Source organism: Sodalis sp. RH24 (assembly GCF_047324145.1).
In the GTDB taxonomy this organism is placed as follows: Bacteria; Pseudomonadota; Gammaproteobacteria; order Enterobacterales; family Enterobacteriaceae; genus Acerihabitans.
The window spans coordinates 1,262,843-1,286,419 of the sequence record NZ_CP178729.1; the positions used below are offsets into that span (position 1 = coordinate 1,262,843).

25 protein-coding genes and 1 pseudogene are annotated in these 23,577 nt (G+C 58.2%); 20 read left to right on the forward strand and 6 right to left on the reverse strand.

Features of this window, described 5'->3' with window-relative positions:
- Positions 1–81: 81 nt before the first annotated feature.
- On the forward strand, positions 82–4,020 hold the full coding sequence (putA, locus tag ACL2XG_RS05775; RefSeq protein ID WP_413722624.1) for a trifunctional transcriptional regulator/proline dehydrogenase/L-glutamate gamma-semialdehyde dehydrogenase: 3,939 nt from the start codon (positions 82–84) through the stop codon (positions 4,018–4,020).
- A 62-nt stretch (positions 4,021–4,082) separates the two neighbouring features.
- On the opposite strand, the gene fliZ is transcribed toward putA, so the two are convergent.
- From fliZ to ACL2XG_RS05790, 3 genes are all read right to left on the reverse strand, one after another.
- Positions 4,083–4,592, reverse strand: coding sequence for a flagella biosynthesis regulatory protein FliZ (gene fliZ, locus ACL2XG_RS05780; RefSeq protein ID WP_410015374.1), 510 nt, complete (start codon positions 4,590–4,592; stop codon positions 4,083–4,085).
- A gap of 135 nt (positions 4,593–4,727) precedes the next feature.
- Positions 4,728–5,450 (reverse strand): RNA polymerase sigma factor FliA, encoded by a 723-nt coding sequence (locus ACL2XG_RS05785; protein WP_413723430.1) that lies wholly within the window; start codon positions 5,448–5,450, stop codon positions 4,728–4,730.
- 242 nt (positions 5,451–5,692) lie between these two features.
- The gene (locus ACL2XG_RS05790; protein ID WP_410015375.1) at positions 5,693–7,222 is read right to left on the reverse strand and encodes a flagellin; all 1,530 of its coding nucleotides are present in this window, start codon (positions 7,220–7,222) and stop codon (positions 5,693–5,695) included.
- A 280-nt stretch (positions 7,223–7,502) separates the two neighbouring features.
- On the opposite strand from ACL2XG_RS05790, the gene fliD reads away from it, so the two are divergent.
- The 5 genes from fliD to ACL2XG_RS05815 all read left to right on the forward strand — a co-directional run bounded on the left by fliD (position 7,503) and on the right by ACL2XG_RS05815 (position 10,555).
- Positions 7,503–8,930 carry a flagellar filament capping protein FliD gene (fliD, locus tag ACL2XG_RS05795; RefSeq protein ID WP_413722623.1) on the forward strand — a complete coding sequence of 476 codons (1,428 nt, stop codon included), beginning with the start codon at positions 7,503–7,505 and terminating at the stop codon, positions 8,928–8,930.
- 39 nt (positions 8,931–8,969) lie between these two features.
- Positions 8,970–9,359 carry a flagellar export chaperone FliS gene (gene fliS, locus ACL2XG_RS05800; protein WP_413722622.1) on the forward strand — a complete coding sequence of 130 codons (390 nt, stop codon included), beginning with the start codon at positions 8,970–8,972 and terminating at the stop codon, positions 9,357–9,359.
- A gap of 138 nt (positions 9,360–9,497) precedes the next feature.
- The gene (fliT, locus tag ACL2XG_RS05805) at positions 9,498–9,875 is read left to right on the forward strand and encodes a flagellar protein FliT (protein WP_413722621.1); all 378 of its coding nucleotides are present in this window, start codon (positions 9,498–9,500) and stop codon (positions 9,873–9,875) included.
- Between the two features lie 119 nt (positions 9,876–9,994).
- Positions 9,995–10,249, forward strand: coding sequence for a CsbD family protein (locus ACL2XG_RS05810; protein WP_410015379.1), 255 nt, complete (start codon positions 9,995–9,997; stop codon positions 10,247–10,249).
- Between the two features lie 144 nt (positions 10,250–10,393).
- On the forward strand, positions 10,394–10,555 hold the full coding sequence (locus ACL2XG_RS05815) for a YnfU family zinc-binding protein (RefSeq protein ID WP_410015380.1): 162 nt from the start codon (positions 10,394–10,396) through the stop codon (positions 10,553–10,555).
- Positions 10,556–10,584: 29 nt separating this feature from the next.
- On the opposite strand, the gene ACL2XG_RS05820 is transcribed toward ACL2XG_RS05815, so the two are convergent.
- A complete protein-coding gene (locus tag ACL2XG_RS05820; RefSeq protein WP_410015381.1) occupies positions 10,585–10,788 on the reverse strand; it encodes a hypothetical protein in 204 nt (67 codons plus the stop codon).
- Between the two features lie 517 nt (positions 10,789–11,305).
- Between ACL2XG_RS05820 and ACL2XG_RS05825 the strand changes: the two genes are divergently transcribed.
- Positions 11,306–11,740, forward strand: coding sequence for a hypothetical protein (locus ACL2XG_RS05825; RefSeq protein WP_413722620.1), 435 nt, complete (start codon positions 11,306–11,308; stop codon positions 11,738–11,740).
- Positions 11,741–11,770: 30 nt separating this feature from the next.
- Here the strand turns inward: ACL2XG_RS05825 and ACL2XG_RS05830 are convergent, their stop codons facing one another.
- Positions 11,771–12,019 (reverse strand): hypothetical protein, encoded by a 249-nt coding sequence (locus tag ACL2XG_RS05830; protein ID WP_413722619.1) that lies wholly within the window; start codon positions 12,017–12,019, stop codon positions 11,771–11,773.
- Between the two features lie 160 nt (positions 12,020–12,179).
- On the opposite strand from ACL2XG_RS05830, the gene lysM reads away from it, so the two are divergent.
- Entirely contained in the window at positions 12,180–12,617 is a 438-nt protein-coding gene (gene lysM / locus ACL2XG_RS05835; RefSeq protein ID WP_410015384.1) for a peptidoglycan-binding protein LysM, read from the forward strand.
- Positions 12,618–12,881: 264 nt separating this feature from the next.
- Here lysM and fliE read toward each other — a convergent pair whose 3' ends face one another.
- Positions 12,882–13,193, reverse strand: a complete 312-nt coding sequence (gene fliE / locus ACL2XG_RS05840; protein ID WP_410015385.1) for a flagellar hook-basal body complex protein FliE — start codon at positions 13,191–13,193, stop codon at positions 12,882–12,884.
- Positions 13,194–13,427: 234 nt separating this feature from the next.
- Between fliE and fliF the strand changes: the two genes are divergently transcribed.
- The 12 genes and pseudogenes from fliF to fliQ all read left to right on the forward strand — a co-directional run bounded on the left by fliF (position 13,428) and on the right by fliQ (position 23,577).
- The gene (gene fliF / locus ACL2XG_RS05845; protein WP_413722618.1) at positions 13,428–15,149 is read left to right on the forward strand and encodes a flagellar basal-body MS-ring/collar protein FliF; all 1,722 of its coding nucleotides are present in this window, start codon (positions 13,428–13,430) and stop codon (positions 15,147–15,149) included.
- A complete protein-coding gene (fliG, locus tag ACL2XG_RS05850; RefSeq protein ID WP_413722617.1) occupies positions 15,146–16,138 on the forward strand; it encodes a flagellar motor switch protein FliG in 993 nt (330 codons plus the stop codon). The genes fliF and fliG overlap by 4 nt, the downstream gene beginning before the upstream one ends.
- On the forward strand, positions 16,131–16,820 hold the full coding sequence (gene fliH, locus ACL2XG_RS05855; RefSeq protein ID WP_410015388.1) for a flagellar assembly protein FliH: 690 nt from the start codon (positions 16,131–16,133) through the stop codon (positions 16,818–16,820). The genes fliG and fliH overlap by 8 nt, the downstream gene beginning before the upstream one ends.
- Positions 16,820–18,181 carry a flagellar protein export ATPase FliI gene (gene fliI / locus ACL2XG_RS05860; RefSeq protein ID WP_410015389.1) on the forward strand — a complete coding sequence of 454 codons (1,362 nt, stop codon included), beginning with the start codon at positions 16,820–16,822 and terminating at the stop codon, positions 18,179–18,181. The genes fliH and fliI overlap by 1 nt, the downstream gene beginning before the upstream one ends.
- Positions 18,182–18,199: 18 nt before the next feature.
- The gene (gene fliJ, locus ACL2XG_RS05865) at positions 18,200–18,643 is read left to right on the forward strand and encodes a flagellar export protein FliJ (RefSeq protein ID WP_410015390.1); all 444 of its coding nucleotides are present in this window, start codon (positions 18,200–18,202) and stop codon (positions 18,641–18,643) included.
- Positions 18,640–20,076: a flagellar hook-length control protein FliK gene (locus tag ACL2XG_RS05870; protein ID WP_413722616.1), complete on the forward strand. Its 1,437-nt coding sequence runs from the start codon at positions 18,640–18,642 to the stop codon at positions 20,074–20,076. The genes fliJ and ACL2XG_RS05870 overlap by 4 nt, the downstream gene beginning before the upstream one ends.
- A gap of 149 nt (positions 20,077–20,225) precedes the next feature.
- Positions 20,226–20,705 (forward strand): flagellar basal body-associated protein FliL, encoded by a 480-nt coding sequence (gene fliL / locus ACL2XG_RS05875; RefSeq protein ID WP_410015392.1) that lies wholly within the window; start codon positions 20,226–20,228, stop codon positions 20,703–20,705.
- Between the two features lie 5 nt (positions 20,706–20,710).
- A complete protein-coding gene (gene fliM, locus ACL2XG_RS05880; protein WP_410015393.1) occupies positions 20,711–21,712 on the forward strand; it encodes a flagellar motor switch protein FliM in 1,002 nt (333 codons plus the stop codon).
- A complete protein-coding gene (gene fliN / locus ACL2XG_RS05885; protein WP_410015394.1) occupies positions 21,705–22,124 on the forward strand; it encodes a flagellar motor switch protein FliN in 420 nt (139 codons plus the stop codon). Before fliM ends, fliN begins: the two co-directional genes overlap by 8 nt.
- Positions 22,125–22,490, forward strand: a pseudogene (gene fliO, locus ACL2XG_RS05890) (flagellar biosynthetic protein FliO); the annotation flags it as partial.
- 29 nt (positions 22,491–22,519) lie between these two features.
- On the forward strand, positions 22,520–23,284 hold the full coding sequence (gene fliP, locus ACL2XG_RS05895) for a flagellar type III secretion system pore protein FliP (protein ID WP_410015395.1): 765 nt from the start codon (positions 22,520–22,522) through the stop codon (positions 23,282–23,284).
- Between the two features lie 23 nt (positions 23,285–23,307).
- Entirely contained in the window at positions 23,308–23,577 is a 270-nt protein-coding gene (fliQ, locus tag ACL2XG_RS05900; RefSeq protein WP_410015396.1) for a flagellar biosynthesis protein FliQ, read from the forward strand.

The following is a 23,577-nucleotide window of genomic DNA, read 5'->3' on the forward strand; positions in this document are numbered from 1 at the left end:
GTTAATTGTTTATTAACCCGGTTGCACTTAGTTGCAACATTGGCGATAGTGATATCTCACATGCTCGCCGGGGATACAGCGATGGTAACCACTACGATGGGGGTAAAGCTTGACGATGCCGCCAGGGAAAGGATTAAAAACGCGGCGCGGCTGATTGATCGCACTCCGCATTGGTTGATTAAGCAAGCTATCTTCCATTACCTGGATGAGCTGGATAAGGGTCATGCCCCTGGGCAAGACGCCGCGTCCATGCCCGGGGACAACGACCCGGCGGAGCCGCCGGCAATAGAAACGCGCCAGCCATTTCTGGAGTTCGCCGAACAGGTATTGCCGCAATCGGTATTGCGCGCCGCCGTCACCGCCGCAGGGCGACGTCCGGAAACCGAAGCCGTGCCGTTGCTGATTGAACAGGCGCGCCATCCCGCCGCCGCGGCGCAGATAAGCCAATTAGCCCGCCGCCTGACCGAAACGCTGCGCCAGCAGCACAGCGCCGGCGGCCGCGCCGGCATGGTGCAAGGATTTCTGCAGGAATTTTCCCTGTCGTCGCAAGAAGGGGTGGCGTTAATGTGCCTGGCGGAGGCGCTGCTGCGCGTGCCGGATAAGGCCACCCGCGATGCGCTGATCCGCGATAAAATCAGCCGCGGCAATTGGCAGCCCCATATTGGCCGCAGCCGGTCGGTATTTGTCAATGCCGCCACCTGGGGACTGCTGTTTACCGGCCGTCTGGTGGCCACCCATAACGAGGGCAGCCTGTCGCGCTCCCTGAACCGTATTATCGGTAAAAGCGGCGAGCCGTTGATCCGCAAAGGCGTGGATATGGCCATGCGCCTGATGGGCGAACAATTCGTCACCGGCGAGAATATCGGCCAGGCGCTGGCCAATGCCCGCCGGTTGGAACAGCGCGGCTTCCGTTATTCCTATGATATGCTGGGCGAAGCCGCCCTGACCGAGGATGATGCCCAGGCCTACCTGCTCTCTTATCAGCAGGCCATCCATGCCATTGGCAAGGCCTCCAACGGCCGTGGCATCTATGAAGGACCGGGCATTTCCATCAAGCTTTCCGCCCTGCATCCGCGCTATGCCCGTTCTCAATACGCGCGGGTGATGGACGAACTCTATCCCCGGCTGCTGGCGCTAACCCTGCTGGCGCGCCAATATGATATCGGCATTAATATCGACGCCGAGGAGTCGGACCGCCTGGAGCTATCCCTGGATTTATTGACCCGACTGTGTTTTGAACCGGTGCTCGCCGGCTGGAACGGCATTGGTTTTGTCATCCAGGCTTACCAAAAACGCTGCCCGTTTGTTATCGACGAGCTGATAGACCTGGCGCAGCGCAGCCAACGGCGCCTGATGATCCGTTTGGTGAAAGGGGCGTATTGGGACAGCGAAATCAAACGCGCCCAGGTGGAGGGACTGGAAGGGTATCCGGTCTATACCCGTAAGGTATATACCGACGTCGCCTACCTTGCCTGCGCGCGCAAGCTGCTGGCGGTGCCGCATCATATTTACCCGCAGTTCGCCACCCATAACGCCCAGACGCTGGCGGCCATCTATCATTTCGCCGGGCAGAACTATTATCCTGGCCAATACGAATTTCAATGTCTGCACGGTATGGGCGAGCCGCTGTATGACCAGGTGGTGGGACCGGTGGCCGACGGCAGGCTGAACCGCCCTTGCCGCATCTATGCCCCGGTGGGTACCCATGAAACCCTGCTGGCTTATCTGGTGCGCCGGTTGCTGGAAAACGGCGCCAATACCTCATTTGTTAACCGTATTGCCGACAGCGCCCTATCCCTGGATCACCTGATTGCCGATCCGGTGGACGAGGCGCTGGCCATCGGCGAACGGGAAGGCGGCGTTGGCCTGCCGCACCCGCTGATTCCCCTGCCCCGTCGGCTGTACGGTCCGTTACGGCTTAATTCGGCCGGGATCGATCTGGCCAATGAACATCGTCTCGCCTCGCTCTCCAGCGCCTTGCTCAACGGCGCCAACCAGCGCTGGCGCGCCCACGCCGGCGATAGCACGTCACGCGACGGCGAGATATGGCATGCCGTGCTTAACCCGGCCGACGCGCGCGATAATGTCGGGGAATGCCGCGACGCCACCGAGGACGACGTCGAGCGGGCCATTGCCTGCGCGGATCACCACGGCGCGATATGGTCGGCCACGCCCTGCGCCGAACGAACCGCGGTTTTAAACCATGCCGCGGATCTGTTGGAACAGCGTATGCCCACCCTTATCGGCCTGCTGATACGCGAGGCCGGTAAAAGCTTTGCCAACGCCATCGCCGAAGTGCGCGAGGCCGTCGATTTCCTGCGCTACTATGCCGGCCAGATCCGGGAATTCGATCGCGACGGCTGCCGTCCGCTGGGGCCGGTGGCCTGTATCAGCCCCTGGAACTTCCCCTTGGCCATCTTTACCGGCCAGGTGGCGGCGGCGCTGGCCGCAGGCAACAGCGTGCTGGCAAAGCCCGCCGAACAAACGCCGCTGGTGGCCGCGCAGGCCGTCGGCATCCTGCTGGAAGCGGGCGTGCCGCCCGGCGTACTGCATTTCCTTCCGGGCGACGGCGAGACCGTCGGCGCGCGGCTGGTGGGCGACCATCGGGTGCGCGGCGTGATGTTTACCGGCTCCACCGCCGTCGCCCGACTGATACAGGCGACGCTCGCCCAACGGCTGGACCCGCTGGGACGTCCGGTGCCGCTGGTGGCGGAAACCGGCGGGATTAACGCCATGATCGTTGACTCTTCCGCTTTAACGGAACAGGTGGTGAACGATGTCATCGCCTCCGCGTTCGACAGCGCCGGGCAACGGTGTTCGGCGCTGCGTTTATTATGTATTCAGGAAGAGGTGGCCGAACGCACTCTGCGCATGCTGCGCGGCGCCATGGCGCAGTGCAGCGTCGGCGATCCGCAATGGCTTGCCACCGATATTGGTCCGGTGATTGACGCCCAGGCCCGGCAGGCTATAGAGGAACATATCGCCGCCATGCGCGAAGCCGGCCACCCGGTATGGCAGGGCGCCCATAACGACGGCGCCGGACGGCAATCCCTGGGCGCCGGTACCTTTGTCATGCCCACGCTGATTGAGCTGGACAGCGTGGCGCAGCTGGATAAGGAAGTGTTCGGTCCGGTCCTGCACGTGGTCCGCTACCGCAGCCGCGACCTGAACACCTTGCTTGAGCAGATTAACGCCGGCGGGTATGGCCTGACCCTGGGCCTGCATACCCGCATTGATGAAACCATAAACCGGGTAATGGAACAGGCGCGGGTAGGCAACTGTTATGTCAACCGCAATATGGTCGGCGCCGTGGTCGGCGTGCAGCCCTTCGGCGGAGAAGGACTCTCCGGCACCGGGCCCAAAGCCGGCGGCCCGCTGTATCTTTATCGCCTGTTATCCCAACGGCTGCCCGAGGCACGGCCCGACGCGCTGCGCGCCGGGGACGCGACCGGCAGCCCGTGCGCGCCGCGGCCGGCTTATGACGCCCTGATGATATGGGCCGGGGAGAATATGCCGGCGGAGAAGGTGCGCGCGCTCAGGCGCTTTGGCGAGCTGTCATTGGCCGGCACGGTCAGGATGCTCACAGGCCCGACCGGCGAGCAGAACAGCTACCGCATATTGCCGCGCGCACGCGTATTGTGTCTGGCCGAAGACAATAATGACCGGCTAACGCAACTGGCGGCGGTGTTAAGCGTCGGGTCCCAGGCACTGTGGCAGGACGGGCCGGAGACCCGCGTGCTGTATGACGGTCTGCCGGAGGCGGCGCAGGCGCGCATTGTCCTGCACGATGATTGGCTCAAGGCGGCGGATCCGTTTGACGCCGTGCTGTTCCATGGCGACTCGGACCGGCTGCTGGCGCTCTGCGGCACGCTCGCGCGGCGGCCCGGCCCCATTATCCAGGTGCATGGATACGCGCGCGGCGAGACGGCGATTTTACTGGAACGCTTATTAGTGGAACGGTCGGTCAGCATTAATACCGCCGCCGCGGGCGGCAACGCCAGCCTGATGACCATCGGCTAAACCTTCATCCCCGTCCGCCGCCATGGTATAGGCATGGCGTGGACGGGCACCCGGCCCGGCTATTAAAAATTACGCTGCCAGTTGAGATACTGATCGTATTTACGCAGGGCGATGCGGTAATTGCTTTGCCCTGCGTCCGGGACATCCTCAATAAGCATTTGCGGGCCGCTGGGACGCTCGAATTTATCATGGGGATAATTCCTGGCCGCCAATATTTCATCAAGGCGCCGCAGGCGTACCACATATTCGCGAATAGTACTGTGACTCATCGCCGTCTGTTCAAATAAATACTGTTTGAACGCTTTGATATCGAAATAGTTGGCTTCACTATTGCAAGAAATTACGCTGCAAAACCGGCACAGCGCCGTCAGCTCTTTATTCAGGCTTTGCCAGACGAGATCGTCGATAAGCTGGTCCATACCGGCGATGGCTTCTTTATTGATAATCTGCCCGCGAAACACCAATGTCATACGATCCAACGGCTTGCCGCACTGGCAGCAATGGGTTTGACAGTGCTTGAAATCTTTCAGGTAACGGCTCAAGGGCCGTTTTTTACCCACTTTGGCTAACATGTCGTTTTCCCTAGTGCTAAGAATAGGGCTTTCAATAGCGCATTGGACTTGCGCTATGGAAAGCTAATTAATATGTTTTAATATCTCTATCAGCGTGCTTAACAACGGGGAATTTATTATTCCCCTACCCGGCCGCTAATGATCGTTATTCAGGCGCGCGCGCAAACGTTTAATCGCCTGGCTATGCAATTGACTTACCCGTGATTCACCCACCTCCAGCACCGCGCCAATTTCCTTCAGGTTCAATTCCTCCTGGTAATACAGCACCAGGACCATTTTTTCCCTTTCCGGCAAACCGTCGATGGCCTCAATGACCCTTTCACGCAAATTGCTCTCCATTAATATCTGGAGCGGATTAGCGTCTTCGTGTCCCGGCATTAGATTATCGGCACTGTCGCCGTGATCTTCACACCATTCGTCATAAGAAAAGAGCTGACTGTTGTTGGTGTCGAGCAATATCTGCCTGTATTCCCCAAGCGTAATATTGAGCGTCTGGGCGACTTCCTGTTCAGTGGCAACCCGGCCCAGCTGCTGTTCGGCCTGATGAATGGCCTGCGCCACCTCCCGCGCATGGCGCCGCACGCTCCTGGGCACCCAGTCCCTGCTGCGCAGCTCATCAAGCATGGCGCCGCGAATGCGCTGCACCGCGTAGGTGGTAAAGGTCGTGCCCTGCAGGCAGTCGTACCGTTCCACCGCGCTCAACAGGCCTATCCCCCCCGCCTGCAGCAGATCGTCGAGTTCCACGCTTGCCGGCAGCCGCACCTGCAGACGCAAGGCCTCGTGACGGACCAACGGAATATAGCGTTGCCATAGGGACTGTTTATCTATTACGCCCGTGGCAGTATACAGATCGCTCACCATGACTATCCTACATTGATCCTCTTATCGATGTTATTATCCGGTTAGCCGGCACGATCAATCGGCTGAATAGTCGCTTAAATACCCCTCTATTTATATCCTGCCGGATCGAACGCAATTTACTTTATATAAACAGTGGCTTATCTTCGTCCGCGGCGGTATTTATTTCACATTGGCCATGATATAGCGAAAAAAAACCCCGCCTGGGCGGGGTTTTTACGCATTACAATGCGATGAACAAATTATTGCAGCAGTTTCAGCACGGTCTGCGGAACCTGGTTAGCCTGGGCCAGAACCGAGGTACCGGCCTGTTGCAGGATCTGCGCCTTGCTCATGTTGGACACTTCCGTCGCGTAGTCGGCATCCTGGATACGGGATTGCGCTTCGCTCAGGTTGCTGTTGGTGCTGGCCAGGTTGTTGATAGTGGAGTCAAAACGGTTTTCCACCGCACCCAGCTTGGAGCGCAGGGTATCAACGGTGGACAGCGCGCTGTCCAGGGCTTTCAACGGATCGGTGGTGGCGACGGCCAGCGATTTGCTTGAATCGTAAGCGGCGCTGGTAATCTTGCCGTCATCATCAGTAGTGACGTCAGCGGCGTAATACTTAACTTTATCAGCCGTGGTGCCGTCTGTCGTATCTTTGATAAAGTAATGGTTATTTTTATCTTGAACAATACTGACATTGGCCGAATCAATTTTCGAGTCTTTATTGGTATCGGTGGCAACGGAAACTGCAGCGGTAGTCGCAGCTTCAACCTTCGCGGTTAATACGCCAGAGCCGTCGACAGAAACGGTGGCGGCATAACTTTTACCTGCGGAAGTCACGACGGAGTAATTGCCCTTGGCGTCTGCAACCAGGGTACCGGCACCGATATTGGTCGCGTCGGCGTTACCGGCGGCATCCACGGTGGCAGCCAGTGAGGTGTAGGCAGCGGTGCTGCCGGCGGTTACGGTATTGACGGTTTTACCGGTCAAGTCGGTGTTAGTCACACCGGCGCCTACGGTAGCCGTTAATTTACCGGTTTTATCAATTGTGGTGGTGGCTTTATAAGCCTTGCCGTCATCACCTTCGATATAATAATCGGTACCGTCGGAAATTACCTTGGTGCTGGCGCCGATGGCTGCCTTGACAGGTGCATCAGCACCGGTCGCATCAGCGGCGGTCGCAGTAAGTGCGACGGTGCCCGTGGCGGCAACAGCGGTACCGGTTGACAAGGCGGCGGCGGACGTGGTGCCGTTCGGGCCGTTAACATTAAAGGTATTCAGTGTCAGCGTGGTGGAATCAATTTTTTGCAGATCGATATTGATCACTTCACCATCGTTGGAACCCACCTGGATTGACAGGGTTTTATTCTGGCTCAACACTTTCACGCCGTTGAAGTCGGTTTGCTGGGAGATACGGTCGACTTCAGAGAGGCGCTGCGTGACTTCGTCCTGGATGGACTGCAGGTCGCTGGCGGAGTTGGTGCCGGTTTGCGACTGCACGGTCAGGGTACGAATGGCCTGCAGGTTGGTATTGATTTCGTCCAGCGCGCCTTCAGTGGTCTGCGCCAGGGAGATACCGTCATTGGCATTACGCGACGCCTGGGTCAGGCCGTTGATATTGGAAGTGAAACGGTTGGAGATCGCCTGACCGGCGGCATCATCTTTAGCGCTGTTGATGCGCAGGCCTGATGACAGACGTTCGATAGCGGTACTCAGTTTGGACTGAGACTTGTTCAGGTTGTTCTGAGCCAGCAGGGAAATGCTGTTAGTATTGATAACTTGAGCCATGGTATATTCCTTTGAAATCATGCATCAGGACTGAGTAATTAATTCGGGCATCAATACGAGTAAGTGTTAATGGCCGTCCCACAAGGTATCGGCGAGCCGTCGGTAACCTTTAATGAAAAATGCAAATTTCGCCCTACCATTCCCCGCAACACCTTAATAGCCGGAATTAACCCCCTTCTTTTCCCCTCTACCCTCCATGACGCGGCAAAAATCGCGGTAAACTTCTTGCCGCCGGTGCCGATAACCGCTTCGCCTACCGCGTAATTATCAGGAGAGCAACATGACCAACATCAGTTCACTCGGCGTCGGGTCCAACCTGGACCTAAGCACCCTGCTGGATACGTTAACCACCGACGAAAACAAGCGGTTAACACCGATAACCAACAAGCAGACCAATATCAATGCCAAAGTGGCGGCCTACAGTACGCTGCAAACCGCGCTGGAAACCTTTAATACCGCCACCAAGGCCCTGTCCGATAACACGCTTTATACTAAAAAAGTGACCAGCACCACCGATGGGTTTACCTCGACGGCGGGCGACACGGCGGCCAGCGGCAGCTATAGCATTAAAGTGACCCAACTGGCGACGGCGCAGTCGCTGGCCACCAAACAAGTGTTTACCGATACCACCTCGCTTATCGGCGCCAGCAGCACCACCCGTAGCCTCAGCATTCAGGTGGGCAGCGGCAAGGCCGTGGCCATTCCCCTGACCGACGCGCAAACCACACTCGGCGGAGTGCGCGACGCCATTAATAAGGCCAACGCCGGCGTCACCGCCAGTATCGTCCAGTCCGGGGACAGCGGTTACCAGCTGGTCGTCACGTCCAACACCACCGGTACCTCCTCCAATGTCACCATGAGCGTCACCGGCGACGCTACCCTGAACGGCATCCTGGGCTACGACAGCAACGGCACCGACGCCGATAAAACCGCCGCCGGCATGAATGCCGCCGTGACGGCTCAGAACGCCAAGCTAACGCTGAACGGTATCGACGTCGAACGCAGCAGCAACACCATTACCGACGTGCCCCAGGGCGTTACCCTGACCCTGACGGCGGAAAATACCACCGCACAGAACCTGATAGTGCGCCAGAGCGCCACCGATTCAACCAAAGCCGTCGAGGATTGGGTCTCGGCGTATAACACCCTGCAAACCACCTTTACCACGCTGACAAAATATACCCCCGTAACGGCCGGCACTGCGCCGGACGCCAGCAATGGGGTTCTGTTAAGCGACAGTGTTTTAACGTCGGTAAAAAATCAGCTGCGCAGCGTGCTGGGCGCGGGCCAGAGCAACGACGGCATCAAGGCGTTAAGCCAGGTCGGCATCACGCTGAATAAAGACGGCACCCTGGCCACCGATGAGGCCAAACTGGTCAAAAACCTGGCGGACAATCCATCGCAGGTGGCGGGCTTTTTCGCCGGCGACGGCAAAACCACCGGAATGGCGACCCAAATGTCGTCCATTGTCACCTCGTTCACCGAGGACAGCGGCACCATCAGTGATACCAAGGACAGCCTGGCCGACGTGCTGACCGGACTGAACAAGCAGTACACCCAGGTTCAGACCAGCATCACCAATAATATTGCCCGCTATAAAAAACAGTTTACCCAACTGGACGTGCTGGTTTCGTCGCTGAACAATACCGCGACGTATTTAACCCAGCAGTTTGATGCCATTTCTAACATATCATCCAGCAGCAACTGATTGCCGCGGGCGTAAATTTCCGGGAGAAGGATAGTAACAATGTACGGTTCACATGCGTATGCCGTCGTGGGCTTGCAGAGCAGCGTCATGAGCGCCAGCCCGCATAAGCTTATCACCTTGTTATTTGACGGGGCGCTCAGCGCCCTGGCGAAAGCGGACATCTTCATGGCGCAGGGCAATATCGCCGCCAAAGGCACTGCGTTGTCCAAAGCGATCGAGATCATCGATAACGGACTGAAAATGGGTCTGGATATGGAAAACGGCGGCGAACTGAGCCATAACCTGGCCGGTTTGTATGATTATTTCTGCCGGCAGCTTATCCAGGTCAATCTGCATAACGATCGCGACCTGCTGCAGGACATCCGTCTGATGCTCACCGGGATCGCCGATGCCTGGAAGCATATTTCCCCGGGCGGCCCGCAACCCTAATGAGGAATATTCTGATTATCAGGTTCATGTTTCGTTTCTAATAATGGTTATCCCGACACGTCAGGGTGTGTGATAAAAATAGCTAGGAAATGAGCAGAATTAACCCAATTTATATGTCCGATACCTACTAGGATAGCCATGATGGATGCTTGCCCTTCTCTTTTAGCCCATTATCAGCAAATTCTTGCGCTAAGCGAAAATATGTTGTCGATGGCCCGTCAGTCAGAATGGGATGCCTTGGTCTATATTGAAGAAAAATATGTTCAGGCGGTGGCCAAGATCGCCGAACTGAATTCTTTGTTGGAAAATCCACTTTCCACCGTTATCCAGGATAATATTGCCTTGGTATTACAGCAGTTGCTGAAAAATGAACATGAAGTAAATCAATTGCTTCAATCACGCCTTGATCAGTTGAAAGAGCTCATCGGCCAGTCAAATCGTCAGCAATCCATTAACTCGGCCTACCATAAGTTTTCCGATCAGGCGTCTATGCTGCCGGGCGAGATAAAAAAATAACCGCCTGCGACGATATCAGGCGGGAATCATCCTAAAAAATGCGTCCAGGCCCACGTGGGAGGCAAAATTGTCATTTTCGCCTATATTTACAGGGTGAACACTCAATAAGGATGATAACAATGTTTGATAGAGCCAAAGATAAAGCGGAAGAAATTGCGGGCAAGGGCCAGGAAGAATTCGGCCGTGCTACCGGGGACAACGCGCTCCATCTGGAAGGGAAACTGCGTAAACGCGCCGCGCAGGCGTCTTACAGCGTGAACGACTGTATTGATCAGATTAAAGAAAAAACCGTCAATGATCCGATTCCGGCGCTGCTGATTGCCAGCGGCGTGGGTTTCCTGCTGGCTAAAATTTTAGGCCATCGCCGTCATTGATTCTGCCCGGTTGGCGCCGGGCGACGGCGTGTCCCACATGCGGTTGCCCGGTGTCGCGGTAAGCCCGCGGTTGTAAAAGCAGCAAGAGCTATACGGGTGGCGAAGTGTTATCATCATCGTCTCTTTATAGCCGCGGCGATTATTATGTCTATCCTTGATGCGCTTAAGGCGTTCGGCAGTACTTCAGTTAAAGTCACGTGCCCGGAATGCGGCAACGCAACCCAGCAACCCGCCCAAAAAGTACGCAAAAACATCACGTTAGTTTGTCCTAAATGCGGTCACTATTTTCTGCCGAAAGACAAATAGGCTTTGCCCTATTGAGAAATTCGCCCGCGCTATACCGCGAGCAACCCTATCGCCACGCCGATAAAAAAACGCCGGGTTTCGTCGCTTTCCCGCTCCTGCTCGGCGGCCAGGTACGCCATGATGGCGGCCGGATGAATCTTGGCGCCGCGCCGGTGGAGCGCCAGGCTGGCCTGGCCTATCAACAGACTTACCGTATCATGGGTGTGCCGCAACGCCTCTGCGGGTATTGTCATCGCCGTCTCCTATTTTCTCTTTATCATTTTGCCGGCGTAATGTTGCAGAAAAATGAACAGGGAATGGAAAGCGGCGCAGGGGATATGACGGCACACAACGGCGCCAGGCGAATAGAGTCATGATGGATAAAATCCGTTTTTTGGCCTGTCTGCGTATAAGTACGTTTTTTAGCGAAATCTATGAGCAAAATCGGTGCCGATCGCTGTTATCGTTTCCGTAGCAGCCCCCTTCACTTGCTACGGGAAGGCATATCGCCCCTTCTCATCCATGCGGGAATCATTACCACCAATACCACGTTAACCCACAGAGCGACCGCCTGGGCCGTCATTGACATGCGCATGCGCAAGTAGAACGGAGAGTGCCTGCATTGACGCCATGAACAGAGCCTATTTATCTTAAAGACAACAATCCCCCGGTAAACCGACGTAATGGCCTCCCAATCTGGTTTAGCCAGTTATTCTCGTAACCTTTTTATTCTGGTTGCCGATAAGCTATTAAACGAATAAGGGGAAATATATGAATTACGTATTTATTACTTTGCTGGGTTTACTTGGGTGTTGTTATGTTTGGTCTTGGTTGACCATCGGGAGTTACGGCCGTTTCAGATACACGAATAAGCGCAAAAAAGATGTTGGTTTGCATTTAATTCCTTGCAAGACGCCAAGGAATCGCGCTAAATCAGCAGCGATTTATAGCTCTTTGCGTAGTATTTTGAAAAAGCTCAAGGCCGACGGTTATGAGACTGTTTCTTTTGAGTCGCATCTCCTTGATCAACGTGGAACAGATATTATTCAAAAAATCATTACCCAAGAAGATCTTTCAATACTTTCAATATCCTACAGAAAGACACCGCTATGGCGGAAAGTTGTGATTCCCTACATCACATTTATTTTCAGAGCTAAGCGCGTGAAGATAAATAAAATGAGTGGGAAAATTGTCATCAAGTTGTGATACCTGATTCAGCCGCCCTGGGGCGACGTTTCAATGTAATATTGTAAGGAGTGGATCAATGTTATTAATTTCCTCATCGGCATGGAACGGGCAGAGCGGCTGGGCAGATGCAATCATGCCGCATTGGCCCTCTAGGGCGTTGCAACGGATAAAAAAATAAGCATCATTTACCGCAACAGTTACCCCGGCTATGACACTGCGGTCATAGGGTATAGGCACATTAGCACTCAGTTTGTCTGTATTCTCGACCGTGCTGCCACTATCAATCAGCACGCTCACACCTCGGCGCCCTTTTAACTGAGGAACGCCTGACGGCGCGGTGATAGATTATTGTCCAATGTCCGGGCGCTGGGCTTTAGGATGCAAAATCGGATATTTAAACTAATATTAATATTCCAAGGGGCAATATCAGTTTTCAACACAAGCAAAGGAGTTAATCATGAGCCTTTTCAGTTTTGTCAAAGAAGCAGGCGAAAAATTATGGGATGCCGTCAGTAATAGTGATGATGCGAACAAGAAACTGCAAGAACACATCAGCAAGCTGGGATTGCCAGGCAGTGATAAAGTTGAGGTCAAAGTCAACGGTGATACGGTTACAGCTACCGGTGCCGGGATTTCACAAGAGCTTAAAGAAAAAATTCTTATCGCTGCTGGCAATGTTGCCGGGATCACGAAAGTGGAAGACAACGTTACCGCGGTCGATAACGTCCCCCAATCGGAACTCTATACCGTCAAGAAAGGCGACACATTAAGCGCCATCTCAAAGCAGGTTTACGGTACTCCCAACGAGTACAACAAAATTTTTGCAGCCAATAAACCTATGCTCTCCCACCCCGATAAAATCTACCCCGGTCAGGTTTTGCGTATTCCAAAATAACCGGCTGCGTGGCTAACCGTTATATTCGGGGCAACCCTAACGCCATGACCTGAGAGCAGGAAACCGCCAGGCCCTCTTTTGAGGGATGAATTTATCCGGGTTCTTTAGTTCGTTGAACCCGCATTGCCTGTTGTATTCACCCCTATTGACCGCCATACACGCGCGGGACAACACGTCATCTGACATTATCGTTCTTTGCCCCACCCATGCCCCATGGAGAAACAGCGTGAGGGAATGGACATTACTATCAGTACGTCAGTGCCCCTACACGGACATGTTCATGATGTCCTGATAGGCCGCCACCATTTTATTTCTCACCTGGACGGCGGTTTGCAACGAAATGGAAGATTTTTGCATATCCACCATCACATCATTGAGTCCTAAAGCCGAATTGCCGGTGGCGAAGGCTTCCGACTGGACGCGAACCTGGTTTTGCGTATCGCTGGTTTTATCCAGCGCAGCGCTGAGCATGCCGGCAAAACCGCCGCCGGACTCGGGGGCTTCGCTAACGCCGCCCGCAGCCCTGGCGGCCTGCTGCAGTTGTTGAACCGCTGATTCAATCCCCTGAATAGCCATGACGTTTCCTCAATTTTAACGTTGGCTGCTACCTTAGCAGAACCCTTGGCGGCCTAAGGCGCTAAATAACGCTAAAACACCCGGTTATTTCAGCCATCGATTGTGTTGCTAAAGGCAAATAATGGCATCCACATTTATATGATGACCGCCGGCTATGCCCGTTAAGCACCGCAGGGAGAGTGATTTGTTATCAGCGATTAAGCAATACCGTTCAACTCATGGCGGAATGATGCGATGAGTACGGTTAAAAACGGTTCTACCGGACAGGGCAAGAATCCGTTCATGCCGATGCTGGAGCGGCTGCGCAGCCATCCTAAAATATCCGCGGCAATTGCCGCCGCCGCGATGATAGCGGTTGTGGTGGTACTGGCACTATGGGCAAAAAGCCCCGATTATCGGGTGCTGTACAGTAATCTCGGCGATCGCGACGGCGGCGATATCGTCGCGCAGCTGACGCAGATGAATATCCCCTACCGTTTTACCGAACAGGGCACCGCCGTGCTGGTGCCGAGCGAGTCGGTGCATGAAACCCGCCTGAAACTGGCCAGCCTCGGCCTGCCGAAGGGCGGCTCGGTGGGCTTCGAGCTGCTTGATCAGGAAAAATTCGGCATCAGCCAGTTCAGCGAGCAGATCAATTACCAGCGGGCGCTGGAAGGCGAGCTGGCGCGCACCATCGAAACCCTGGGACCGGTACAGTCGGCGCGGGTGCATTTGGCGCTGCCTAAGCCGTCGCTGTTTGTGCGTGAACAGAAAAACCCCTCAGCGTCGGTGACCCTGAACCTGCAGCCGGGCCGCGCGCTGGATGACGGCCAGGTTAACGCCATCGTCTATATGATCTCCAGCAGCGTGGCCGGTTTGCCGCCGGCAAGCGTCACGGTATTGGATCAGCAGGGGCATCTGTTGACCCAAGCCGACGCCAACGGCCGCGCGCTGAACGCGACCCAGCTGAAATTCAACAATGAGCTGGAAAACCGCTACCAGCGCCGCATCGAAACCATTCTGGCGCCGGTGGTGGGCAGCGCCAACGTGCATGCCCAGGTGACGGCGCAAATCGATTTCGACAGCCACGAACAGACCGAGGAACAGTATCAGCCGAACGGGCGCGACGATAACTCGGCCATTCGCTCCAAACAGGTGGCGCAAAGCGAGCAGTTGGGCGGTTCGCCGTTGGGCGGCGTGCCCGGCGCGTTATCCAACCAACCGGCCCCCACCGCCGTGGCCCCCATTGATAAGCCGCCGGTGGCCAATACTAACGGCCAGACTACCGCGCCCGGCGCCCGCGCCGGCGTCAGCGGGCAAAACGCCGCCCAGTCCAAGGCCACCGCCACACCGTCCAATACCCGGCATGATGAAACCATCAATTATGAGCTGGATCATAAGGTAGTGCATGTAAAACGCAGCGAGGGTAACTTGCAGCGTCTGTCAGTGGCGGTGGTGGTCAACTACCTGCCCGGCGAGGCCGGTAAGCCCGGCACGCCGCTTACGCCGGACCAGATCAAGCAGATTGAGGATTTAACCCGCGAGGCGATGGGGTTCTCCGCCGATCGCGGCGATAGTCTTAACGTGGTGAATACGCCGTTTGTCACCACCGAAGACAATGGCGGCGTGCTGCCGTTCTGGCAGCAGGCGTCCTTCTTCGACAGCCTGTTGACCGCGGGACGCTGGCTGCTGGTGCTGCTGGTGGCATGGATCCTATGGCGCAAGCTGGTGAAACCGCTGCTTCGGGTTAAACCCGAGGCGCCGGTGAACGCGGCGGGCGCAGGCGCGGCGGCGTCGGCAGCCCCCGCCGCCGAGGATGTGGTGGTCAGGCTCAGCCGCGATCAGCAAGAAGATCAGAAACGGGCGCAGCAGCGGGAAAACACCGAGGCGCGTACCCAACGAATCCGCGATATGTCGGATCAGGATCCCCGTATCGTGGCGTTAGTTATCCGCCAATGGATGAGCAGCGAACAATGAGCATGACCGGAACCGAAAAAAGCGCCGTGTTATTGATGACCCTGGGCGAAGACCGGGCGGCGGAGGTTTTCAAACATCTGTCGGCCCGGGAAGTGCAGCAGTTGAGCAACGCCATGGCCAATATGCACCAGACCTCGCATCAGGAACTGCTGGAGGTGCTGAAAGAGTTCGAAGCCGAGTCCGAGCAGTATGCCGCGCTCAGCGTGAATGCCGGCGATTTCCTGCGCACGGTACTGATCAAGGCGCTCGGCGAGGAACGCGCCTCCAGCCTGCTGGAGGATATCCTCGAAACCCGCGAAACCACCACCGGCATGGAAACCCTCAACTTTATGGAGCCGCAGAATGCGGCGGATTTGATCCATGAAGAGCATCCACAGATTATCGCCACCATCCTGGTCCACCTGCGGCGCTCGCAGGCCGCCGATATCCTGGCGTTGTTTGACGAAAAACTGCGCAACGACGTCATGCTGCGTATCGCCACCTTCGGCGGCGTGCAGCCGGCCGCGCTGGCGGAGCTGACCGAGGTGCTAAACGGCCTGCTGGACGGCCAGAACCTGAAACGCAGCAAAATGGGCGGCGTGCGCACCGCGGCCGAGATTATCAACCTGATGAAAACGCAGCAGGAAGAATCCGTCATCGACGCGGTACGCGGCTACGACCACGAACTGGCGCAAAAAATCATCGACGAAATGTTCCTGTTCGAAAATCTGGTGGACGTGGACGACCGCAGCATCCAGCGGTTGTTGCAAGAAGTGGAATCGGAGTCCCTGCTGATTGCCCTGAAAAATGCCCAGCCGCCGTTGCGCGAGAAGTTCCTGCGCAATATGCCGCAGCGCTCGGCCGAGATCCTGCGCGACGATCTGGCCACCCGTGGCCCGGTACGTATGTCGCAGGTAGAGAACGAACAAAAGGCGATTTTGCTGATTGTCCGCCGCCTGGCGGAAAGCGGCGAAATGGCGATCGGTGGCGGAGAGGATACCTATGTCTGATGCATTTAACCACTTACCCTGGCGCCCTTGGGCATTAAACGACCTGGCAAGTCCGGTGCCGGCGGACATGCTGCCGATCGCACTGGACGCCCAGGCGGACGATACGCAAATCCAGCAGGCGGCAATCAACGCCCTGCGCAACCAGGCCAAACAGGAAGCGCACCGCAGCGGTTACGCGGAAGGCGTTAAACAGGGGCAGCAGGAAGGTTACCAGGCCGGGCTGCGCGCCGGGCAAGAGGAGGGCCTGCTGCAGATACAGCGCGACCAGCAGCCCGCCGTCGCGCAAATGCAAATGCTGGTCAACGAGTTCCAGCATTCCCTTGACTCCCTTGACACCGTGGTGGCCGAACGGCTCGCACAGCTGGCGCTGACCGCCGCCCGCCAGGTGTTGGGCCAGGAGCCGGCCGGCGGCGGAGACGCCATGCTGCGCCTTATCCAGCGTTTACTACAGCAGGAGCCGCTCCTGAGCGGCAAACCGCAGCTGCGCGTGCATCCGGCACAGGTGGCGCTGGTGGAACAGCATCTGGGCGCGACACTGAAACTGCACGGCTGGCGGCTGATCCCCGACGACGAACTGCATCCCGGCGGCTGTAAAGTCACCTCGCCGGAGGGCGATATCGACGCCAGTCTCGCCACCCGCTGGCATGAACTATGCCGCCTGGCCGCGCCGGGAGACGTCTAATGGCCACCCGTCTGGGCCGCTGGCTGGACGCCATGGATACGCTGGAGCAACGTTTGTCCGCCACGCCGCAGATCAGGCATTACGGCAGGCTGACCCGCGCCACCGGCCTGATTATGGAAGCCACCGGCCTGCAGTTGCCGCTGGGCGCGCCCTGCCTGATTGAGCGCCAGGGCGACGCCGGCATGGTCGAGGAAATCGACTGCGAGGTCGTTGGCTTCAACGGCGATAAGCTGTTCCTGATGCCGCTTGAGGAAGTGGAAGGCATTGTGCCGGGCGCGCGCGTCTATGCGCGCCGGCGCGCAGACGGCCAGAACGGCAAGCAGTTGCCGCTCGGCACCGCCCTGCTTGGCCGCGTGCTGGACGGCAGCGGCAAGCCGCTGGACGGATTGCCGCTGCCGGATACCGGCTACCGCGCGTCATTGAACACTGCGCCGGTCAATCCGCTGCAGCGCACGCCGATTTACGATGTGCTCGACGTCGGCGTGCGCACCATCAATGCCCTGCTTACCGTCGGGCGCGGTCAGCGTATGGGACTTTTTGCCGGCTCAGGCGTAGGTAAAAGCGTACTGCTGGGCATGATGGCGCGTTATACCCAGGCCGATGTGATCGTGGTGGGGCTTATCGGCGAGCGCGGACGCGAAGTGAAGGATTTTATCGACAATATCCTGGGCCGGGAGGGCCTGGCGCGCTCGGTGGTTATCGCCGCCCCGGCGGACGTGTCGCCCCTGCTGCGCATGCAGGGCGCCTCCTACGCCACCCGCATCGCCGAGGATTTCCGCGATCGCGGCAGCCATGTCCTGCTGATCATGGATTCCCTGACCCGCTACGCCATGGCGCAGCGTGAAATCGCCCTCGCTGTCGGCGAACCGCCGGCCACCAAAGGGTATCCCCCGTCAGTGTTCGCGCGCCTGCCCGCGCTGGTGGAGCGCGCCGGCAACGGTATCAGCGGCGGCGGCTCCATTACCGCCTTCTATACCGTGCTGACCGAGGGCGACGACCAGCAGGATCCCATCGCCGACGCCGCGCGCGCCATACTTGACGGCCATATCGTGCTATCGCGCCAGCTGGCCGAGGCCGGCCATTATCCGGCCATCGACATCGAGGCCTCCATTAGCCGCGCCATGACCGCCATCGTGCCCGCGGCGCAGGAAACGCTGGTCAGGCAGTTCAAGCAACTGCTGTCGCGTTACCAGCGCAACCGGGATTTAATCAGCGTCGGCGCCTACGCCGCCGGCAGCGACGTACAGCTCGATCGCGCCATCGCGCTTTATCCGGCCATCGAGGCTTTTTTACAGCAGGACATGCATCAGCGTTGCGAATATCTGTCGGCCTGCGAGCAATTGCAGGGATTATTCAGTTAAGCCGGTTAACGAGGATCAATGAAAAGTAATGCACCGCTGGACGTTTTGCGCGAACGGGCAAAAGAAGAACTGGACAAGGCGGCGATCCGCCTGGGGCAAATCCGCCAATCCCATCAACTGGCCCGTAAACAGCTGGAGCAGCTACAGGAATATGAACGGGAATACCGGCAGAAACTACAGCGCGGCATGACCGAAGGCATGGCTTCGGCCAGCTGGTACAACTATCAGCAGTTTATCATCACGCTGGAAACCGCCATCGAACAGCACCGCACCCTGCTGGAACAATGGAGCCTGCGGCTGCAGCAGGCGGTTCAGGTCTGGCAGAACAAACATCAGCGCCTTAACGCATTGGTGACGTTGCATACGCGTCATCAACAGCTTCAGCTGGCGCATGATAACCGCCAGGATCAAAAACGAATGGATGAGTTCGCCCAACGGGCGTGCGCGAGGAAACACTCATGATAGTCGCAGTCAGTGACATTGCTTCCATGCAGGATACGGCCGGCGGCAACGGCGCTAAAAACACCGGCAACGCCGCCCCGGATTTCAGCGCCATGCTGAGCGGCAAGGTTAACGACCGCCAGCTGCCGGCGCCGGCAGCCGACGCCGGCAGCGCCCAGGCCGACGCCGCAGAGGACGCTCCCGTCGCGACCACGGCCGAACCGGCACGTCCCGACCTGCTGGCGGAAAAGCTGGCGGCCAAGCTGACCGGCGATGTCCCGGCCGGCGCCGTGAACGAGACGTTGCCGCCATCCGCCGGCGATACCGCCACCGCGCCAGCCGCCATGCCGGCGGCGACGGCACAGGAAGCGGACCCGGTCCTGAACAGCGACGCCGCCGCCCTGATGGCGTTGCTGGCATTGACCCGCCCGACGGTTGCTGACACGTCCGTGGCCGCCGCCGGCGTCACCGCGAATACCGATAGCGCCGCTGCCGCCCAGAACAGCGACATGGCCGTGGCGACGGTGCCACTGGCCCAGGCCGAAAACGCCGCCGCCCTGAGCGTCGGGACGAATAACGCCGCCGCCACGGCGGACAACGCGCAGAATACCGTTATCACCCCGGACGACGCCGCCGCGACGCCGCCGTTGACGTCGCCGGCAGCACTGGTGGCGGGTTTCGTTTCCGCCAAGACCGTCGACGCCACGGCGCCTGAGTTGAAAACCGTCCCCGCCGCCACGGCGACCAAGGGCAAGCCATCGCCCGTCGCCGATGCGGGATTACCGCCGCCGGCCGCCACCGCCGCGACCGGCTCGCCGGTCAATCCGGCTATCGCCGCCGGCGCCGATAGCGCTAAAGAAGGAACCGACCCGGCGGCCGTCACTGCCCTGCTCCTGAAAAAAACCACCGGCGTCCTGTCCGACGTGTCCATGCCTGGCGCCACGGCGCCGGTCACACCTACGCTGAGCGCCGCCGATGCGGCCGTCACCACCCCCGCAGCACCTGCCCCCGCGCTTATCAGCGCCCAGCTTGGCAGCGACGAATGGCGCCAGGCCATCGGCCAGCAGGTATTGATGCAGCTGCGCAACGGCCAGCAGAACGCCGAGCTGCGTTTACACCCGGACAATCTGGGCGCCCTGCAGATCAGCCTGCGCATGGATGGCAACAACCAGGCGCAAATCCATCTGGTCTCGGGACATAGCCAGGTGCGTTCCGCCCTGGAAGACGCCCTGCCGCAGCTGCGCGCCTCCCTGGCGGAAAGCGGTATCCATCTGGGCCAGAGCAGCGTCGGCAGCGATGCCACGCCCAATTGGGGCGGCGCCGGGCACGAGGCCGCAGGCAATGCCCGCGCGGCATCGGGATTCACCATTGACGCCGTCGCCGGGAACGCCAGCGGCGTTGTTGCGCCCGCGGCCACCGGCCGTCGCGCCGCCGGCATAGATACCTTCGCCTGATGCTGCAAACGGGCAAGTTAAGGCAAATTACCGCGCCTATTCGCGCTATTGAATTACGCGGGAGACGGGATAATTACCGTCAATAACCGGCATTTTACGGCAGTCGCCATGGAAAAATGCCGTCACGCTTACAGGAATACCTAATCGTTATGTCACAAAATGTGCTTCCTTCGGCTCGGAAAAAATCAAAATGGCTGATGGCCCTGGTGGTCATTGCCCTGGCTGCTGGCAGCGCGGCGGGTTACCTTTGGTGGCAGCATCGCCTGCCCGGTCAGACAGCTTTGGAGGCCCCGGCGCCCGTGGCGCCGATACCGATATTTTTATCGCTGGACACGTTCACCGTGAACCTGGTCAATCCGGCCAACGATCCCGATCGCGTGCTCTACATCGGCCTGACGCTGCGCCTGCCCGACGAACCCACACGCAAGGCGATGATTGATTTTATGCCGACGGTACGCAGCCGCATGCTGCTGCTGCTGTCCCGCCAGGACGCGGAGGCGCTGGCAAATGATAAGGGTAAACAGCAGTTGGTCGAGCAGATTAAATTGACTTTGAGTGAACCCTTGGTGGCGGGCCAGCCTCGGCCCGTTGTGAATGATGTCCTTTTCACTGCTTTTATCCTGCGCTGAACATCATGGGCGATAGCATATTATCCCAGGCCGAAATCGATGCGCTGCTCAATGGCGACGACGGTGAACAGCAGCCGGTCAGCGCGGGTATTGAAAACGATGTCAAACCCTATAATCCCAATACCCAGCGGCGGGTGGTGCGCGAACGGCTGCAGGCGCTGGAAATCATCAACGAACGTTTTGCGCGTTCGTTTCGCATGGGATTATTTAACCTGTTGCGGCGCAGCCCGGATATTACCGTTGGCGCCATCAAGATCCAGCCTTATCATGATTTCGCCCGTAACCTGCCGGTGCCCACCAATCTGAACCTTATCCACCTCAAACCGCTGCGCGGCACCGCCCTGCTGGTGTTTTCGCCCAGCCTGGTGTTTATCGCGGTCGATAACCTGTTCGGCGGCGACGGCCGTTTTCCCATCAAGGTCGAGGGCCGGGAATTTACCCATACCGAGCAGCGGGTGATCCGCCGTATGCTGAAACTGGCGCTGGACGGCTATGAAGACGCCTGGAACGCCATCTATAAACTGCATGTGGAATACGTGCGCGCCGAAATGCAGGTGAAATTCACCAATATCACCACTTCGCCTAACGATATCGTGGTCACCACGCCATTTCATGTGGAAATCGGCTCGATGGTGGGCGAATTCTATATCTGCATTCCGTTTTCCATGATTGAACCGTTACGGGAACTGCTGACCAATCCGCCGCTCGAATATTCCCGGGTGGAAGACCAGGGATGGCGGGAAAACCTGGTGAAGCAGGTCCAGCATACGCAGTTGGAGCTGGTGGCGAATTTTGCCGAGGTCTCGCTGCGGTTGTCGGAAATCCTCAAACTGGCGCCCGGCGACGTGCTGCCAATCGACAAACCCGATTACCTGATTTCCCATGTGGACGGCGTGCCGGTGCTGACCAGTACCTACGGCACCCTGAACGGTCAGTACGCGCTCAGCGTAAAACAACTTATTAACCCCGTATTGAACTCCCTTAATGAGGAACAGCCCGATGAGTGACCCTAAGAATCCGTCCGGCGCAGATACGCCGTCCGCCGACGATCTGTGGGCGGAGGCATTCGACGAGCAGCAGTCCGCCGGCAAGGAATCACCGGCATCCACCGACGGTATTTTCCACCAGTTGACCGCCGAGGATAATGCCGGCCCCTTGCAGGATATCGATATGATTATGGATATCCCGGTCAAGCTTACCGTTGAGCTGGGACGGACCAAAATGACCATCAAGGAGCTGCTGCGGCTGTCGCAGGGCTCGGTGGTGGCGCTGGACGGCCTGGCCGGCGAGCCGCTGGATATTTTGATCAACGGCTATCTGATTGCCCAGGGCGAGGTCGTGGTGGTGGCGGATAAATACGGCGTGCGCATTACCGATATCATTACGCCCTCCGAACGCATGCGCCGGTTGAGCCGCTAAATGACCGCCGCCCAGCCCCTCGTCACGGCCCACGCCTCGCCTCCCGCCGCCCATGAATTTAACGGCGCGGGCGCCCTTACCCAGGTAGCGGGCGCCTTGGGCGCCATCCTGCTGGTTATCCTCCTCGGCGCCTGGGTGGTGCGTAAGCTGGGCCTGGCGCCCGCGGCAAGGCAATCGCAACGGCTGAAAATACTGGCCAGCTGCTCCCTGGGCCAGCGTGAGCGCGTGGTGATGGTGGAGGTCGAGGGCACCTGGCTGGTGCTGGGGGTTACCGCGCAGCAGATTACACCGCTGCATACCCTGCCCGCGCCGCCCGACGCCACGGACAACGGCGTTGCGCCGCCGGACTTTCGCCAGCGGCTGCGCCAGGTGATGCAAAGGACGGGGAACGCCCGATGAACAGGTTGTGTCTCTGCCGGCCCGGAAACGGCCGGCTTATCGTTCTTGGGCTGGCGCTGCTGGCCGTCGCCCCGTGCGGTTGGGCGCAACTGCCCGGCATCATCAGCCAGCCGCTGGCGGGCGGCGGGCAAAACTGGTCGCTGCCGGTGCAGACGCTGGTATTCCTTACCTCGCTGACCTTTATCCCGGCCGCGCTGCTGATGATGACCTGCTTTACGCGCATCATTATCGTGCTGGGCTTGCTGCGCAGCGCCATCGGCACGCCTTCCGCGCCCCCCAACCAGGTTTTGCTGGGGCTGGGGCTGTTCCTGACTTTTTTTATTATGGCGCCGGTATTCAATACCATTTACGACGAAGCCTACTTGCCGTTAAGCGAAAACAAAATCAGCATGCAGGCCGCGCTGGAAAAAGGGGCGCAGCCGCTGCGCGCCTTTATGCTGCGCCAGACGCGCGAAGCGGATCTGGCCCTGTTTGCCCGGCTGGCCAAGGCGCCGCCGCTCGATGGCCCGGAAGCGGTGCCCATGCGCATCCTGCTGCCGGCTTATGTCACCAGCGAGTTGAAAACCGCCTTTCAGATCGGGTTTACCATTTTTATTCCCTTCCTGATTATCGATCTGGTGGTCGCCAGCGTACTGATGGCGCTGGGCATGATGATGGTGCCGCCCGCCACCATCTCCCTGCCCTTTAAACTCATGTTATTTGTGCTGGTGGACGGCTGGCAGCTGCTGCTGAGTTCCCTGGCGCAGAGTTTCTATACTTAACCCTTAACAAGACAGGCAAGATTATGACGCCGGAATCGGTAATGGCCCTGGGCCACGAGGCAATCTTAGTGGCGCTGGCGCTGGCCGCCCCGCTGCTGATGGCCGCCCTGTTCAGCGGCCTTATCATCAGCCTGCTGCAGGCCGCCACCCAGATCAATGAAATGACGTTATCATTTATCCCCAAAATACTGGCGGTGGTGGCCACCATCGTGATTGCCGGTCCCTGGATGCTCAACCTGATCCTGGACTATATGCGCACGCTGTTCACCAGCCTGCCCGCGCTCGCCGGCTGA